This window comes from uncultured Dialister sp. (assembly GCF_937959425.1).
Classification (GTDB): domain Bacteria; phylum Bacillota; class Negativicutes; order Veillonellales; family Dialisteraceae; genus Dialister.
In genome coordinates this window covers 1-17,669 of the sequence record NZ_CALGPS010000065.1, presented here as the reverse complement: position 1 = coordinate 17,669, position 17,669 = coordinate 1, and the positions used below count along the sequence as shown (strand labels likewise).

The 17,669-nt window shown below is 55.1% G+C and carries 11 protein-coding genes; 10 read left to right on the top strand and 1 reads right to left on the bottom strand.

The window, feature by feature from the left end:
* The first annotated feature begins 867 nt into the window (after positions 1 to 867).
* From Q0482_RS02530 to Q0482_RS02515, 4 genes are all read left to right on the top strand, one after another.
* Positions 868 to 1,650: a hypothetical protein gene (locus tag Q0482_RS02530; protein WP_299142949.1), complete on the top strand. Its 783-nt coding sequence runs from the start codon at positions 868 to 870 to the stop codon at positions 1,648 to 1,650.
* Complete coding sequence (locus Q0482_RS02525; RefSeq protein WP_299142946.1) at positions 1,647 to 2,399, top strand: hypothetical protein; 753 nt, start codon at positions 1,647 to 1,649, stop codon at positions 2,397 to 2,399. The genes Q0482_RS02530 and Q0482_RS02525 overlap by 4 nt, the downstream gene beginning before the upstream one ends.
* A 1,379-nt stretch (positions 2,400 to 3,778) precedes the next feature.
* On the top strand, positions 3,779 to 7,525 hold the full coding sequence (locus Q0482_RS02520) for a phosphoribosylformylglycinamidine synthase (protein ID WP_299142943.1): 3,747 nt from the start codon (positions 3,779 to 3,781) through the stop codon (positions 7,523 to 7,525).
* 849 nt (positions 7,526 to 8,374) lie between these two features.
* Positions 8,375 to 9,829, top strand: coding sequence for a hypothetical protein (locus Q0482_RS02515; protein WP_299142940.1), 1,455 nt, complete (start codon positions 8,375 to 8,377; stop codon positions 9,827 to 9,829).
* Between the two features lie 246 nt (positions 9,830 to 10,075).
* Here Q0482_RS02515 and rpmB read toward each other — a convergent pair whose 3' ends face one another.
* Complete coding sequence (rpmB, locus tag Q0482_RS02510; protein WP_008858613.1) at positions 10,076 to 10,267, bottom strand: 50S ribosomal protein L28; 192 nt, start codon at positions 10,265 to 10,267, stop codon at positions 10,076 to 10,078.
* Positions 10,268 to 10,477: 210 nt separating this feature from the next.
* Between rpmB and recG the strand changes: the two genes are divergently transcribed.
* The 6 genes from recG (at position 10,478) to Q0482_RS02480 (ending at position 17,486) form a co-directional block, all read left to right on the top strand.
* Positions 10,478 to 12,520: an ATP-dependent DNA helicase RecG gene (gene recG, locus Q0482_RS02505; protein ID WP_299142937.1), complete on the top strand. Its 2,043-nt coding sequence runs from the start codon at positions 10,478 to 10,480 to the stop codon at positions 12,518 to 12,520.
* 127 nt (positions 12,521 to 12,647) lie between these two features.
* The gene (gene guaB / locus Q0482_RS02500; RefSeq protein WP_299142959.1) at positions 12,648 to 14,105 is read left to right on the top strand and encodes an IMP dehydrogenase; all 1,458 of its coding nucleotides are present in this window, start codon (positions 12,648 to 12,650) and stop codon (positions 14,103 to 14,105) included.
* Positions 14,102 to 14,851 carry a WecB/TagA/CpsF family glycosyltransferase gene (locus Q0482_RS02495; RefSeq protein ID WP_299142934.1) on the top strand — a complete coding sequence of 250 codons (750 nt, stop codon included), beginning with the start codon at positions 14,102 to 14,104 and terminating at the stop codon, positions 14,849 to 14,851. The genes guaB and Q0482_RS02495 overlap by 4 nt, the downstream gene beginning before the upstream one ends.
* Positions 14,851 to 15,498 carry a phosphatidylserine decarboxylase gene (locus Q0482_RS02490; RefSeq protein ID WP_299142956.1) on the top strand — a complete coding sequence of 216 codons (648 nt, stop codon included), beginning with the start codon at positions 14,851 to 14,853 and terminating at the stop codon, positions 15,496 to 15,498. The genes Q0482_RS02495 and Q0482_RS02490 overlap by 1 nt, the downstream gene beginning before the upstream one ends.
* On the top strand, positions 15,499 to 16,227 hold the full coding sequence (pssA, locus tag Q0482_RS02485; RefSeq protein WP_299142931.1) for a CDP-diacylglycerol--serine O-phosphatidyltransferase: 729 nt from the start codon (positions 15,499 to 15,501) through the stop codon (positions 16,225 to 16,227).
* Positions 16,227 to 17,486 carry a glycosyltransferase family 2 protein gene (locus Q0482_RS02480; RefSeq protein ID WP_299142953.1) on the top strand — a complete coding sequence of 420 codons (1,260 nt, stop codon included), beginning with the start codon at positions 16,227 to 16,229 and terminating at the stop codon, positions 17,484 to 17,486. Before pssA ends, Q0482_RS02480 begins: the two co-directional genes overlap by 1 nt.
* Positions 17,487 to 17,669 lie beyond the last annotated feature (183 nt).

Genomic DNA, 17,669 nt, shown 5'->3' with positions numbered 1-17,669 from the left:
CCACGAAGTGGTGGAAGGGGGAGCCCCGCGAAGCGGGATATGGGGGCGCCAGTTGGGATAAAACCTTTACAACCGCCCTGGCGGGCGTGAAGAAAAAGCGTTTTCCCCCTTTGGTGGCTGGCGCCACCACCTTCCCCCCGCAGTTCGGTCGGGCGACAAAAGGTAAGCGCCCTTATGGGCAGGCTAGGCGCCTTAATTTGCCAGACTTGCACATCCTATGCAGGATGTGCACAGTGGACAACAAAGCTCCGCGAATCATTTTTCTCAAAAGTTGCTCTACATTAAGCACGGGTTGTTGTGCCCCCGCACAGCGGGGGAAAGGTGGTGCCGTAGGCACCAAAGGGGGAAAAGCCACCGAAGGTGGCTAATCACCGAAATGGAAATTTTGCTGATGATTCCAAGGGAAGCGGAGTGCAAACCTCCCCCTCCGGGGTGGCAAAGGAACTGGATTCGTAGGGAGTCGGCAGACGACTGAGAATCCAGTGACATGCTTTCCCGTGGAGAGGTGCCGCAGGCAGAAGGGGTGCATTTCCATCGGGCGAAGCCCGGTTTGCCTGTTTTTTACGCCCGTAGGGCGGTTGTTTGGTTTTCCCATTTCGCGAAGCGAAATTATATACTCATCGCCGCCAGGCGATACCTTCCCCTTGAGCGCAGCGAACACAACCCTTCTACACAACCTGCCGCCGCAGGCGGCCATAACCTTCGGCCCGTAGGGCCGTCAACCTTTCCCTATGAACCCTCTGAACCCTCTGAACCTGGGGCCGCTCTGCGGCCCTATACATTCCCCCTTGAGAATTTTCTCATGATTCTCTACAATAAAAGGCAAAGGCAAAGGCAAAGGCCTTTAGTGACAGAGAAGGAGCTTCTATGAGACGGCTTAGACATATAGCACTGGCGGCGGCATTGATACTGGGGGGATGGCAGGCGGCTATGGCGGACAATCTCACCATTTCCGGTCTGGGGACCCTGCCCCTTGGTGACAAAGTTTCCGTTACCGACGGGAAGGACAATGTGCTGGGCGATTTGTTCAAGAAGGAAACAAAGACAAAGGGCTACGGAAAAACGGCGAAGGCGGCCATGTGGTCCATCCTGGCCGTACCGCCGGGCATGAACATGTATCCCGAGAAGGGACCCTATCCCTATGATTCCCTCCACATGTACCAGCTGGTGAAGAAAAGTGTACAGGGCACCTATACGGCGGCGGTGATGGTATTTTCCGGCACAGAGGACGATTTCTTCCATGAAGGAAGAAAGAGGGACGCCCTTTTCTGGCGGGACGCTTTCCGGGAGGATGCAGGCCGGCCCACATCCCTCTTCGGCATGCCAAAGATATCCACCGCCGAATTCCAAAGTTTTCTGGACATGGTGTTGAAGGAAAAAACGGGGGACAGCCGGTCCGTTAAAATCCTCACCTTTACTCCCTGGCACGCCTTCAAAGACGACGACGGCACTTACCACTGGTCCCAGGAAGCAAAGGTCATCATAACCAATGAAAAGGGGCTGTCCTACCCTCTGTGGGTATACACCTCCCTTTACCGGCAGGGAAACCGGTATTTCCTTATCGAAGTCAACGGCAGCCACGAATCTGCCGACGCCCTGGGAGATACCATTCTCTATGGACTCTATGGTTTGAAAAGGAGCGGCACATGAAGAAATTAGCGGCACTGGCCCTGGCGGCCCTGCTTCTGGCGGGGGGAAGCGCCTCGGCCTATGATATAGGGGCCCTGGCAGCAGGAAATTTATCCAAAAACTTTACCTATACCGATATCCCCGGCACCCAGACCCTGCATTTCGGCGGCGGGGAAATTCCCTACCACATGGGACAGCTCTCCATTATCCGGAAAAAAGCACAGAAATTTTCCTCCGGCTACATTGTCCAGGCCAAACTTCCCAAAGTGCTGGCTGACCGCATGCGCCCCTATTTCCGCATGAACCTCACCGAAGAAGAATGGGCAGGCCTTGCGGAAATCAATCGGGAATTTCTGGATGAAAACTCCATTCTGCGCCGGGATATGAAGGACACCGTCATGAGCCTGGCTGCCAATGCCATGGGCCCGGTGGCGGAAAAACAGGTGACTGCGGAAATTTCGGAAATCGAACCTTTCCGCCGCCTCAGCGCCGATGAAACCTACGTCTACACCGCCGGCGCCCACGTCACCTACAGCCTCCAGGGCATGATCCTCCCCATGTACAGCCGGGCCTACTTCTTCCCCAGCGCCGACGGCAGGAATCTTAACGTGCTCATCCTCTTCACCCCCGACGAAGGCAAAGGCCCCCTGGTCTATGCCATCGACGACCTGGCCAAGAAAGCGGCCATGGAAGAACTGCTGGGTGCTGACGGATATAAGGACCTGGGTGTGATACTGGGAAAGACAAGCCCTGACGGGCGTGAGGGTTGACGGCCCGCTGGGCCGAAGGTTCTTAAGGGGCTTAAGTTTGACGCGCCTTTGGCGCGAGGGTTGTGGTGGGGCGCCTCTAAATTATAGAGGGCGCCCTCCTATGAAAAAACCTTTACAACCGCCCTGCGGGCGAGGAAATGCATCCCCCTTTGGTGGCTGGCGCCACCACCTTTCCCCCGCAGTTCGGTGGGGCGGCAAAAGGAAAGCGCCTTAATGGGCAGGCTAGGCGCCTTACTTCGCCCCACTTGGAGGTCCTATGCAGGACCTCCACAGGGGACTATAAAGCTCCGTTATGCTGTGAGCTGCTTATGAAAGGACTGCTTTTCAGAACTTTATTGTCCCACCGCTCCGCGGGGGGAAGGTGATGCCGTAAGGCACCAAAGGGGGGAAAGCCACCGGAGGTGGCTGATCGACGTAATGCTTTTCATGCCATATGACACAGAAAGGTAAATCCGTAACGCTGACTTCATAAGCATTGCCCGAAGGGCAATCCGCAACCCTCGGGGCCAAAGGCCCCGTCAAACTTAAGAACCATTGGGCCGAAGGCCCATCCATCTTAAGAACCTTTCCCTCTGACTCCGGGGCCGCGCAGCGGCCCTTTTCTTGCTTTTTCGGTGCGAAGCCGTGGGAATTAGGAAATTTATCTTATGTAATATACTGGCGTGGATCCGTTAAGGATATGGCCCATGCGGTAATTGTCACGGTAGATAAAGAGCACAACGGGGAAATAATTACTTCTCTTATCAGCGCTGACAGAAGTGCAGACAGTACTCATGCGATGAGTGGGCTCAGAAGCGAAATAAAAAAGGCCGACGCATTATTATACGTCAGCCATAATTTACATGAGCGGCTGTCGAAGTATCTCCGCCCCCCGTCCGGTGCTAGGGATTCAACACTGGATACTCAGCTCCACCCATCCGGCAACTCTATTATAGAGGATTCCCGGAGGGGTGGCAAGGATGTGGCTGGGGAAGGGCGAGGGAAATGCGTTCCCCCTTTGGTGGAGAGCGCAGCGAGCCAGTCAGCAGAATGCGTATCAAACTATATGACTCATAAAGCCAATCCCGTAACGCTGACTTTATAAGCATTGCCGCAGAGCGGCAATCCACAACCCTCGGGGCCAAAGGCCCCGTCAAACTTAAGAACCCTTGGGCCGAAGGCCCATCCATCTTAAGAACCCTTTCTTCGCCCCTTGAAACACAACCCTTCTATACAACCTGCCGCGAAGCGGCGCCCCTCTTACCTTACTTTCTCTGTTTTATGGTGCGGCGGACTGCGGAGTGTGGTAATATAATGATGTATTTACAGGCTTTACCGTGTGCATTCATTTCACAGGGCGCATTCCGCGCCTTTGGGAATCAGGGGAAGGAGTGTTGAACTTGTCTGATATCAGACGTTTGTATGTAAGGAAGAAGGAAGGCTTCCGCCAGGGGGAGGAAAGTCTGACCCGGCAGCTGCGCGAGGTGCTGGGGGATCGGATTTCCGATTCCGCCATTTATCACCGCTACGATGTGGACGGGCTTACCGATGAGGATTACGAAAAGGCAGTGGCCACTGTTTTCTCGGAACCGCCGGTGGACGATACACAGACAGAGCTGCCTCTTGGCGATCTGGTGATGGGAGTGGAATTCCTGCCGGGGCAGTATGACCAGCGGGCGGATTCTGCTGAGCAGTGCCTGGCCATTGTGACCGGGAAGGACGGCGCCCGGGTGCGCTGTGCCCTGGTGTATGCATTCCATGGCCATTTTGAAGACGGGGACCGGGAGAAAATCCTGAAGTTCCTGGTGAACCCGGTGGAGTCCCGGGAAGCGTCCCTGGCTCCGGCGGAAACGCTGGATCTTCCTATTGAGGATCCGAAGCCGGTGCCGGTGGTGGAAGGACTTAGAAATCTGGATGACAAGGGCATTGACGACCTCATTTCTTCCATGGGCCTTGCCATGAGCCATGAAGATCTTGCCATGATTCGGGACTATTTCAGGGATGAGGAGAAGCGGGATCCTACGGTGACGGAAATCCGTGTGCTGGATACCTACTGGTCCGATCACTGCCGTCATACCACCTTCTCCACGAAGCTTACGGATATTGACGTGGAGGAAGGGGCTTTCAGCGCTCCGATTTCCAGAGCTCTTAAGGAATATGAGGAAACAAGGATTCATATTTACGGGAAGGACACGAAGCGGCCTGTCACCCTTATGGATATGGCTACGGCAGCGGTGAAGGCCCTTCGGAAGGAAGGAAAACTTGCCAACCTGGATGCTTCGGAGGAAGTGAATGCCTGCACCATTAAGGTAAAAATCGACACGGTAAACGGCAGCGAGGACTGGCTCCTCCTTTTCAAAAATGAAACCCATAACCATCCTACGGAAATCGAACCGTTCGGCGGTGCTGCTACCTGTCTTGGCGGCTGCATCCGTGACCCCCTGTCCGGCCGTTCCTATGTGTACCAGGCCATGCGTGTCACCGGCGCCGGCGACCCCCGCACGCCCCTTTCGGAGACACTCCCCGGGAAACTCCCTCAGCGGAAGATTACCATTGAAGCAGCCAAGGGCTACAGCTCCTACGGCAACCAGATCGGTCTGGCTACGGGGGAAGTGAAGGAATACTACCATCCCGGCTTCATTGCCAAGCGCATGGAAATCGGTGCGGTGGTGGCTGCTGCGCCGGAGGATCATGTCATCCGTCTGACCCCGCAGCCGGGGGACGTGGTGATTCTGGTAGGCGGGCGCACCGGCCGTGACGGCATGGGCGGCGCCACCGGCTCCTCCAAGGAATTGAATACGGAATCCATTGAAACCTGCGGAGCAGAGGTACAGAAGGGCAATCCTTTGACCGAAAGAAAAATCCAGTGCCTCTTCCGCCGCGGTGAAGTCACCCGTCTCATCAAGCGGTGCAACGATTTCGGCGCCGGCGGCGTATCCGTGGCAGTAGGGGAACTCACCGACGGCCTTGACATTAATCTGGACAAAGTGCCGAAGAAATATGAAGGCCTTGACGGCACGGAGCTGGCTATTTCCGAATCCCAGGAACGAATGGCGGTGGTGGTGAAGAAGGAAGACGCTGACCAGTTCATCCGCTATGCTGCTGAAGAAAATCTGGAAGCCACGGTCATTGCCGACGTTACCGACACGAAACGGCTGGTGATGAAATGGAGAGGCGAGCCTATCGTCAATATTTCCAGAGCCTTCCTGGACACCAATGGCGCCCAGCAGGTGAAGGCCGCCCATATTGCAAAACCGGACGACAAGGGGTATTTCCATCCGACCTCCATTTCTTCCGTGAAGGACGCCTGGATTTCCGCCATGGGGGATCTCAACAACTGTTCCCAGCAGGGACTCTCTGAACGGTTCGACTCCACCGTAGGCGCCGGCACCGTGCTCATGCCCTTCGGCGGCAGGTACCAGAAGACGCCGGCTGACGGCATGGCAGCCAAGTTCCCGGTGAGAAAAGGGGAAACCGACAGCGCCAGCTTTATGGCCCACGGCTTCGACCCGGATCTGGCCACCTGGAGCCCCTTCCATGGCGCCGTGTATGCAGTGCTCCTTTCCGTCACCCGTCTGGTGGCCATGGGGGCTGACTGGAGAAAGGCATACCTCACCCTGCAGGAATACTTTGAAAAACTCACCGATAAGACCAGCTGGGGCAAGCCGGCAGCAGCTCTCCTGGGTGCCTTCCACATGCAGGAAGCACTTGGCCTGGGGGCCATCGGCGGCAAGGACTCCATGAGCGGCACTTTCAACGACATCCATGTTCCGCCTACCCTCGTTTCCTTTGCCATCGCTCCCGGCAAGGCTTCGGAAGCGGTAAGCCAGGAACTGAAGAAAGAAGGGGACGTGCTGGTTCTCTTCGGTATGCCCAAGGATAAGGAAGGCATGCCGGATCTGGACGTATTCAAGAAGCACGCCGATTTCCTCTATCGGGAAGTGAAGGCGGGCCACGTGGCTGCCATGAAGGCTGTAGACCATGGCGGCGTGGCAGTGACCGCTGCCAAGATGGCCTTCGGCAACGGCCTGGGCATCCATTTCACGGAAAACCTGCCCCTTGCCAAATTCTTCGGCAACTTCTACGGTGCCATCATTGTGGAAACTACGGCGGAAGAAGCACAGCGCTTTGCCAAAGAACCGCATACAAAAATCCTGGGCACCATCGGCGGAGATACCATGGAAGCCTACGGCGAATCCATCGCTCTCTCGGACCTCCTTTCCGCCTATGAAAAACCGCTGGATCCTATCTTCCCGCGGCGGGCGGAAAGCATTGACAAGCCTGCTCCGGTGCTGCCGGAAACAAAGGCCATCCCCCAGTTCTACGTCCATACCAACCTTCCCAGACCCCGGGTATTCATTCCTACCATGCCCGGCAACAACTGCGAAGTGGACAGTGCCAGAGCCTTTGAACGGGCCGGCGCCGTTTCCGATATTTTCATCTTTAGAAATCGGGATTCTGCGGAACTGAAGGCATCGGTGGAAGAAATGGCAGAACGCATCCGCCACGCCCAGATCGTCATGTTCCCCGGCGGTTTCTCCGCCGGCGACGAACCGGACGGCAGCGGCAAATTCATTGCGGCCGTTTTCCGCAACGATATGCTGAAGGAAGCCATGGATAAACTTCTCCACGAAAGAGACGGCCTGGCCCTGGGCATCTGCAACGGCTTCCAGGCCCTCATCAAACTGGGCCTTGTTCCCTACGGCGAATTCAAACCCCTCACCAGTGACGCGCCGACGCTGACCTTCAACACCATCGGCCGCCACCTGTCCCGCTTCGTTACCACCAAAGTGGTATCCACCAAGTCCCCCTGGCTCTCCCTCTGCAAACCGGGCGACCTCTACAGCATCGCCATCAGCCACGGCGAAGGCCGCTTCATCGCTTCTGACGAGCAGATCAAAGCCCTGGCAGCCAATGGGCAGATCGCTACCCAGTACACCGACTTTGACGGCAATCCCACCTACGACAGCCGCTTCAACCCCAACGGCTCCTCCTGGGCCGTGGAAGGCATCACCAGCCCCGACGGCAGAGTGCTGGGCAAGATGGGCCATACCGAAAGACGGGGCGATAACATCGCCAAGAACATCTGCGGAAATAAATATCAGCCCCTCTTTGAAGCAGGCGTCAAATATTTCCAGGGTAAATAATAATTATTTACAAAAAAGCAGGCCCCGCGCCTGCTTTTTTGTGTTCTCAAATGACAGTAAGGGGCTGCCGCCGTGTCATTCCTGTGCAGCCCTCCCCCTCGAAATGGCGATGGGTCAGGTGGCAATCAAGTCATGAGGATCCTTTGACAATGACAGTAAGCAGCCTGCCGCCGCGCCATTTCTGTGCAGCCCTCCCCTCGAAATGATGATGGGACAGGTGGCAATAAAGTCATGAGAATCCTTTGACAATGACAGTAAGCAGCCTGCCGCCGCGCCATTTCTGTGCAGCCCTCCCCTCGAAATGACGATGGGACAGGTGGCGACAAAGTCATGAGGTTCCTTTGACAATGACAGTAAGGGGCTGCCGCTGCGTCATCTCGAGCGGAGGTATAAGCCGCAATGTGGGGAGAAGTGGCCATGTCTCATTGAAACTCTGAGTCGAGAGATCTCCTGCCACTCTGCAGCCCGTATGATTGAAAGGAGGGAGATTTCTCGACTCCTCTTCACTAGCTCCAAGAACTGCTGTGTCATCTCGGCGCTGCCCTCCGCTCGAAATGACGATGGGACAGGTGGCGATAAAGTCATGAGAATCCTTTGACAATGACAGTAATCAGCCTGCCGCCGTGTCATTCCTGTGCAGTTCTTTATTTGAAAAGACGATGGAGCAGGGACATAGTGTCATCCGTTTCCTTATGGCAGGTGTATGCGAAATAAGAATTTCTATTGGTGCTTTTGATGATTTTAGGTATAATAGAGATAAGTAATGGTTTGAAATCACGATACATCAGCCATTCTTTACATTGGCAGATTCATGGTTTACGGCCCGGTTGTCCGGGCAGGGAGGTTTCTATGAGCGAAGAAAGAGATATGGAAAAGACACCGGTTGTTCGTCCCGAAGCAGCTCCTGAAGTAAAGGAAACGGCAAAGCCGCCCATGGAAAAGGAGGCAGCCGGACTGCCTCTGGAGAAGGAGAAGGCCGGCCTTCCGGCGGAAAAGACAGAAGCCGGTCTTCCGGCAGAGAAGGAAGAGGCCAGGGTGCCTGCGCCGGCAGCAGAGGAAACGGAAGAGGTGCATGTGGATTCTCCGGAGCCGGATATGGAAGTGAATATCATCGATGACAGGGATAAGGAGGCGGAAAGCCTCATCCGCTGGGCTTCCGGCCGTGCCGGTGTGATTGTGGCGGCTCCTCTTCTGGGCACCGCAGCCCTGGTGGCCAATGAAGTGTATATGATTTCCAAAATCGGCTCTGTATACGGCGTGGAGCTGAACCAGAAGGCAGTGCTGTCCTTCATCGGTTCCCTGGGAGCTACGGTGGTAGGTTCCACCCTGGCTACGCTGATTCCTATTTCCCTCATGCAGATTCCCATCGGCGTGTCTGTCACCTATGGCATCGGCAAGGCGGCCCAGCGCTGGATCAAGGACGGAATGCCCGATGATACGAAGCCCTACCGCGCTGTGTTTGAGGAAGAAAAGGCGGAAGGGGAAAAGGATGTGAAGGAGCTGGAGGAGAATCCGAAGAAGGATGAGCCTCTGGGCGACGAGAAGAAGGATTTCACAGCGGACCTGAAGAAGAGCTGGGATGAGGTATATCCGGAAAAGGCCCATGAAGCGGTGGACAAGCTGGCCCGCCAGCTCACGGAATCTGCCGGCATTCTGGGAAATAAGCTGGTGGATGCGCTGAAGAAGGCAGGCGTCACCGACGAGCAGATCGAGAAGGCAAAGTATACCGCCCTTGGCGCTTCTGAAGTGGCCCAGGAAACGGCGGAAAAGACGGCCCGGGATCTGCAGGCCATTGCCCGCATCAAGTCCAGGGAGTTCAGGAAGGATGCTGCCCGCCGGGCGGATGAAATGAAGGCCCAGGCCAGGGAGCAGATGGAGGAGCTTCAGAAGAAGACGGAAGAAATGAAGCGCCAGTCTGAAATCCAGTCCCAGCAGATGAAGCTGAAGTCCGACAAGCTGAAGGCCCAGGCCCGTGTACAGATGCAGGAGGCAAAAATCCAGGCGAACAAGCTGAAAATCCAGGCCCAGGAGCAGGCGGAAACAGCCCAGGCCAGAGCCCAGGAGATTTCCGATAAGGTAGTGGAGTCCGCCAATTATTACAAGGAAGCCGCTGCCCAGGCTGCCAGTCAGGCCAGGGACACGGTGGTGACTGCTGCCGGGGAGTACCGGGCAAAAATCGAGGAAAGGGCAAGGCAGAAACAGCAGGAAGCCGAGGCTGCCGGGAAGGATGACAAAAGCGTTGAAGGTACTGGAAAAGCTGAAGAAGCTGCTGCTTCCCCTGACGAAAAAACTAAAAGCGAATGAGGAATTAAAAGGTGACCTGTCTGATCTTCATAAGGAAGAGGTGGGCCCTGTCACAAGAAGAGTCATTTCTCCCTGGGGAAGAAGGCGGATCCGCCACCGGCGGTCCAACCATCCCTGGGTGAAGGGAAGATGAATCAAAGAAAGGAGCGGTGAAATCACAGAATCTATGATTTCACCGCTCCTTTTCATTTTTTTATAGATAGACAGCAAAAAAGCCGGCTTCCGCCGGCCGAAAATGCCAATAAATCAGATGTCTCTGTTTACTTTATGAGAACGAAGGCAACGAGTGCAGACATTCATTCTCTTGACCTGTCCGTCTACCAGTACGCGAACTCTCTGGATATTCGGTTTCCAGGTTCTCTTTGTTTTCAGATGGGAATGGGATACGTTGAATCCCGTAGCGGTTTTCTTGCCGCAAACTTCACAGTAGTTAGCCATGTGCTACACCTCCTTGCACTTCCGTAATTGCAACATTCATAATATATCACAATTACTTTTTTTAAGCAAGTCTTTTACGTAATCAATTTTCAGGAATATAATAAAAGAAGCAGAACTGTTTCTGCCCGGCAGCGGGAAAGGGCTTTTGTCCTGCAGGAAGGGGTACCTGTATATGGTATCAGACCGGGCTGTTTTTGGGAAGGGCTTGTTATGCATTTATCAGATTCCGTGCAGTATATCAAGGGCGTAGGGCCCAGCATGAAGGCAAAGCTCTCAAGGCTTGGCATTGCCACGGTGGAGGACCTGGTTTCCTTCTACCCCAGGCGCTACCAGGACTGGACGAAAATTACGAAGATGGAAGAGCTTCGTCCCGACGACGAGGCTGTCATTTACGGACAGGTGGCGGACATGAGGAAAATCACGCCCCGCCGGGGGCTGACCATAGTGAATGTGCTCCTCATCGACGGCACCGGCGCCGTGACACTGGTGTATTTCAACCAGCCCTGGAAGGGGGAGGCCTTCCGGAAGGGCACCTACGTGCTGGCCTACGGCAGAATTGAGTACAATTACGGAAAGCTCCAGATATCCGGCGCGGAAACGGAATTCATTTCCCCCGATGAGCTTCCCTCCTTCCGGAAGCTGGTGCCGGTGTATCCTCTCACCGAGGGCATCCGCATCAGCCAGATGAGGAACATGATTTCCTTTGCCCTGGACCATGTGGAGGATATGGAGGAAAATCTGCCGGTGGAAACGCTGAAGCGGCAGCATCTCATGGGGCGGCTGGAGGCGGCCCGGGCCATGCACAATCCCAAAAACTGGGAGGAGCAGAAGGAGGCCCGCCGGCGCACGGCCTTCGAGGAGCTCTTTTTCATGCAGGCAGGTATCCTCCTTCTTCGGAAGAAAAGGGAAAAGCAGGTGCTGAGTATCAAGTGCGCGCCGTCGGGAAAGCTGGTGCAGGCGGTGCGGGACCATTTCCCCTTCCGTCTCACCGAAGGGCAGCGGCAGGCTTTTTCAGATATAGAGGATGACATGGAAGGGCTCATCCCCATGCAGCGCCTCATCCAGGGGGACGTGGGCAGCGGCAAGACGGCGGTGGCGGCCCTGGCCCTGGCGAAAATCGTGGAAAACGGCTACCAGGGCGCCCTCATGGCGCCTACGGAGGTGCTGGCAGGCCAGCATTACCATACCTTCCAGGAGTTCTACAGGGGTCTTCCTATCCATGTGGCCTATCTTTCCGGCCAGACGAAGACGAAGGAAAGAAATGAAATCCTCCAGGGGCTGCTGGACGGTTCCATCGATGTGCTTATCGGCACCCATGCCCTCATTGAGAAGGATGTGGTCTTTGCCCACCTGGGCCTTGTGATTACCGATGAGCAGCACCGCTTCGGCGTAAGGCAGAGGAAGGCTCTGGAAACCAAGGGCGGCTGTCCTCATACCCTGGTCATGACGGCCACCCCCATTCCCCGCACCATGGCCCTTTCCATTTACGGGGATTTGGACGTATCCTCCATCCGGGGCATGCCGCCGGGACGTCATCCGGTAAAGACCTATGCCATCGGCAGCAGTATGCTCCGAAGGGTATTCAATTTCATGGGCCGTGAAATGACGGCAGGCCATCAGGTGTATGTGGTGTGCCCGCTGGTGGAAAAAAGCGAGAAGCAGGATCTGGCTTCCGCGGTGGCGGTGTACGAGGAGCTGAAGGATAAGGTATTTCCCATGTTCCAGGTGGGACTGGTGCATGGCCGCATGAAGAACAGCGACAAGGAAAAGGTGATGGAGGATTTCCACGGCGGGAAAATCAATCTGCTGGTGGCCACGTCGGTGATTGAAGTCGGGGTGAATGTGCCCAATGCCACCATCATGTTCGTCTACGGGGCGGACCGGTTCGGCCTGTCCCAGCTCCACCAGCTGCGGGGCCGGGTGGGCAGAGGAAAATCCCAGTCCTACTGCATTCTTTACTCCGATAATCATAACGAAGTGACGGAAACGCGGATGAAGCTTATGTGCGAGATCCAGGACGGCTTCCTCCTGTCGGAGAAGGATCTCCTCCTGCGGGGGTCCGGTGAATTCTTCGGCTACCACCAGCATGGCATGCCGGACCTGAAGGCGGCGGATATCGTAAGGGACCTGCCCCTTCTGGAAATGGCCAGAAAGGAAGCAAAGCGGGCGGTGGACGGCGGCGCCGATTTCAAAGAAGAGCTGTCCCACCGCTTCGGCGGCGCATTTTTCAAACGGCTTTACGAGGAAGAGTAGGGCCATTTGCATTTCCCTGTTTTCCTGTACCTTTTATTTATGCTATAATAATGAAATTAATGGATTCAAAATCATATACCTGAACAATGAAAGAGGAATCACTGATTTCAAGAAAATGGAGGCTATGATGAGAGCAGACAAGTTTGGCAAGAGAGGACTTACTTTTGACGATGTGCTCCTGATTCCTGCCCATTCCACCGTTCTTCCAAGGGACGTGGACGTGAGCACGAACCTCACAAGACATATCCGTCTCAATATTCCTATTATGAGTGCCGGCATGGATACGGTGACGGAAGCGGAAATGGCCATTGCCATGGCCCGTGAAGGCGGTATCGGCGTCATTCACAAGAATATGAGCATAGATGAACAGTCCCGGGAAGTGAAGCTGGTCAAGCGTTCCGAGCATGGCGTCATTGTGGACCCCATCTACCTGGCTCCGGACAATACCCTGGCCGATGCGGATGAGCTCATGAACAAGTACCATATTTCCGGCGTGCCCATTACGGAGGAAGGGAAGCTGGTAGGCATTATCACCAACCGTGATATGCGCTTTGAAACAGACCTTTCCCGCCCCATCAGCGACATCATGACATCCGATGGCCTGGTGACGGCACCGGAAAATACAACCATTGAAGAAGCCAAGGAAATCCTGAAGGCCCACCGCATTGAAAAGCTGCCGCTGGTGGATAAGGACGGATACCTGAAGGGACTCATTACCATCAGGGATATTGAAAAGATGAAGAAGTATCCAAACGCCGTAAAAGATGAAGACGGCCGTCTTCTGGCAGCTGCTGCCATCGGCGTGACTCCCGATGTGGAAGAAAGGGTGGAGGCCCTCCTGGCTGCCAGGGCGGACGTGCTTGTCATCGACACCGCCCACGGCCACAGTGAAGGGGTGCTTCAGACCATCCGCCGTCTGCGGAAGGATTTCCCCCATCTGGAACTCATCGCAGGCAATGTGGCTACCTATGATGCCACCAAGGCCCTCATCGAAGCAGGGGTGGATGCGGTAAAGGTAGGCATCGGCCCCGGCTCCATCTGCACCACCCGCGTGGTGGCAGGTATCGGCGTTCCCCAGATTACGGCGGTTTATGACTGCGCCAGAGCGGCAGAAGGCACAGGCGTGCCCATTATTGCCGATGGCGGTATCCAGTACTCCGGTGATATTGCCAAGGCACTGGGCGCCGGCGCCTCCTCCGTCATGCTGGGCAATCTTCTGGCAGGCACCGATGAAAGCCCGGGAGAAACCATCATTTACCAGGGCAAGAAATACAAGGCTTACCGCGGTATGGGTTCCCTGGGAGCCATGCAGGCAGGAAGCAAGGACCGGTATTTCCAGCAGAATGCCAAGAAGCTGGTGCCGGAAGGCATCGAAGGGCAGATCCCCTACAAGGGCCATGTGTCCGATGTGCTCTTCCAGCTTATCGGCGGTCTCCGTGCGTCCATGGGCTACTGCGGCACGCCGGACATTAAGACCATGAATGAAGAAACCCAGTTTATCGAAATCACCGGCGCCGGCCTCCGTGAAAGCCATCCCCATGATGTAAGCATTACGAAGGAAGCACCGAATTACAGTACGAAATGAAGGATAGAACATTGACATCCCATGTAGTCATGGATATCCGCATCCATGCGGTAACCATGAAGGAAGCACTGGCCTTTGCGGAAGAGAGAATCATGGAGGGAAAACCATCCATGATTGCCACAGCCAATGCGGAAATGATTATGATAGCCCAGGAGGACAGGGATCTGGCCCGCATACTGAACGGGGCGGATCTGGTAGTTCCTGACGGCGCCGGCGTTCTCTGGGCCGGCGAGCAGCTGGGCACCCCCTTCCCCGAGCGGGTAACCGGAGCGGATCTTACAGTGGAGCTTCTGAAAAGGGCATCTGCCATGAACTGGCCGGTGTATTTCCTTGGCGGAAACCCGGGGGTGGCGGCGAAGGCGGCCAAAAAATTCATGGAGGAACACGGAAGTTTTTCCCTGGTAGGCTGCCACGACGGCTATTTCAATAAAGAAGAAGAAAAGAAAATCATCGAAGATATCAAGAAGAGCGGCGCGAAGCTCCTATTTGCAGGCCTTGGCGTGCCCAAGCAGGAAAAGTGGCTCTATGCCCACAGGGAGGAGCTGGGGCTCCTTTCCATGGGTATCGGCGGCGTTTTCGACGTCATGAGCGGCAACCTGAAAAGGGCGCCTCTCTGGATGCAGAGACACCGGCTGGAATGGGCTTACCGGCTGTACCTGCAGCCCAGCCGCATCGGCCGTATGATGGCACTTCCGCGGTTTATGCGGGCTGTCAAAAAATGGAAAAAAGAACGCGGGAGTAAGTGATGCTGAAAAAACCTATCATATTACAGGAAGGCTACCCTTTCATAGCGGTAACCTTCCTTATCGGAGCGGTGCTCTGCTATTTGAAATGGTACTACCTGGCTGTGATACCCTTTGTGCTGTGCCTGTATTTTACCTATTTCTTCCGCTGCCCGCCCAGAAATAACAAAATCGTTCCCGGCGACGACATCCTGGTGTCGCCGGCAGACGGTACGGTGGTGGATGTGTCCCATGATGTGGAGGAAGATACCTTCCTTGGCGAGAAATGCCATAAGATTACCATTTTCCTCTCCATTTTCGATGTGCACTGCAACCGCAGCCCCATGGAAGGGGAAATCAAGTACCAGTCCTATACCCAGGGCCGTTTCCTTCCCGCCTACAAAGAGGGCGTGGGCTTTGAAAACGAAAGGGGAGCCATCGGTATCACCGGTAAGAACCGGTCCATTCTGGTCATCCTTATTGCCGGCATCCTGGCAAGACGGGTGGTTTCCTGGAAGAACCTGGGGGACAAGCTGGTGAAGGGGGAACTGTACGGAATGATTAAGTTCGGTTCCTGCACGGAGCTCTACATCCCCGGTGACTGCGAAATCTGTGTGAAAAAAGGGGATAAGGTCAAAGGTGGTCTGACGGTCGTAGGGAGGCTGAAATAAGTGAACAAATCTTGGATTGCAAATGCAGTAACCGCCACGAATGCATTGTTCGGCGGGCTGTCGATTATGATGTCCATACAGGGAAATTTCAAAACGGCAGCAGTATTTATTCTTATCGCCATGGTGGCAGATGCCCTTGACGGCAGGGTGGCAAGAGCCCTCCATACCGCAGGCCCCATGGGGGTGGAACTGGACTCCCTGTCCGATGATATTTCCTTCGGCATTGCTGCCGGCGCCCTCATGTATGCCTACCAGCTTCATGAGCTGGGGCCCCTGGGATTCATTCCCTGCGCCCTTCTGGGCACCTTCTGTGCCTTCCGCCTGGCCCGGTTCAACGTAAAGGTTACCAGCGTACACGGCTACTTCGAAGGTCTTCCCTGCCCGACCACCGGCGTCATTGTGGCGTCCTACGTGCTCTCGGGCATTAAGATCTGGAACTGGCTGGCCGTACTCTGCGTCCTCCTTCTGGCCTTCCTCATGGTCAGTGAAATCCACTATCCCGACAACAAGGGAGCCAGCGCCGACCAGCTTCATCTGCCGGCACTCCTCATCTGCCTTGCATTTTTCATTATCTGCACCATTTTCTACTGGCCTGTATGGGCAGCTGCCCTCTGCGCCGGCTATATCATGTTCGGCATGATGAATACCTTCCTGAACCGCAGAAAGGCGAAACGGAAAGCAAAGAGAAATAAAAGAATGGCCGGAGGAGATGGCGAAGGAAACGAATGATGACTCACATACTCGATATAATCATGATCCCTGTGCAGCTGATTGTGGCTTTCTTTACCATTTACTACACAGTCATTGCTGTATTCGGCATGTGGCATCGAAAAGAAAAAAATCTGGCGCCGCCTAAGAGCCGCTTCGCCGTGGTCATTCCTGCCCACAACGAAGAAATGGTGCTGGCGGACCTCCTGGAAAACCTGAAACTCCTGAAATATCCGAAGGAACTCTACGATGTCTATGTGATCGCCGATAACTGCACCGACCATACCGCCGACATCGCCCGGCAGCACGGGGCCTACGTCTTCGAACGGACGAACAAGGAACTGGTGGGCAAGGGTTATGCCATGGACTGGGTATTCCCGAAAATTTTTGCCCTGAATAAGGGCTACGACGCCTTCTGCGTCTTTGACTCGGACAACCTGGTGCACCTGGATTTCCTGGCGGTCATGAATAACCGTCTCCTGAAAGGCCAGAAAGTGCTGCAGGGCTATCTGTCCGCCAAGAATCCTACCGATACCTGGGTATCCGGCACCTTTGCCATTGCCTTCTGGACCATTAACCACCTGTGGCATCTGGGCAAGTACAATCTGGGCCTGTCCTCCTGCCTCGGCGGCACAGGCATGTGCATTGCAGCGGATATTGTAAAGAAATACGGCTGGGGCTGCGACTGCCTTACGGAAGACATGGAATTTTCCATGAAATGTCTCTCCCACGGCATCCGTACCTGCTGGGTCCATGACGCCATCATTTACGATGAAAAGCCGCTGGGCTTCATGGCATCCTGCCGCCAGAGAAAAAGATGGGCCCAGGGCCAGTTCGACTGCTCCGAGCGCTATATCCCCATCCTTTTAAAGGAAGGCATCAAGCGCCACAGCATCGTCATCCTGGACGGCATTATGCAGCTCCTGCAGAACTATTTCCTGCTGCTCTCCACCTTCTACCTGGTGATGACCTACATCAACATGTTCTATCCCTGCTTCACGGTGATTCTCTACAACGATGTGCTGGTTCCCCGCCAGTTCTGGGCGGTGCTGGGCTTCATCCAGTCCGTAGTGCCACTCATCGTGCTGCTGCAGATCGAAGTGCCTCTGAAGATTTATTTCTACTGGCTCATTTACCCCATCTTCATGTACTCCTGGATTCCCGTCACCATCCTTGGCTGGAAGGACCGGCACAAGAAGGGCTGGGTCCATACGATCCATACGAGAAGCATGCACTTCGAGCAGGCCAAACTGACAAGAAAAAAAGAAATCGATCCGTGATAGAGACCGGCAGCAGCTGCTGCCGGTTTTTTGTATTAGCGGGAGTTGCGGGCTGTTGGGTGCCTGGCGGTTAGCGTGCCTGAGGATAGAATCACTCGCACGGGGCTGCTAGTGTCTTATCTCAAGCATTATAATGGGCCCAGGAATCTGGACCATGAATTCTATATCTAAGCGCGTGAATCT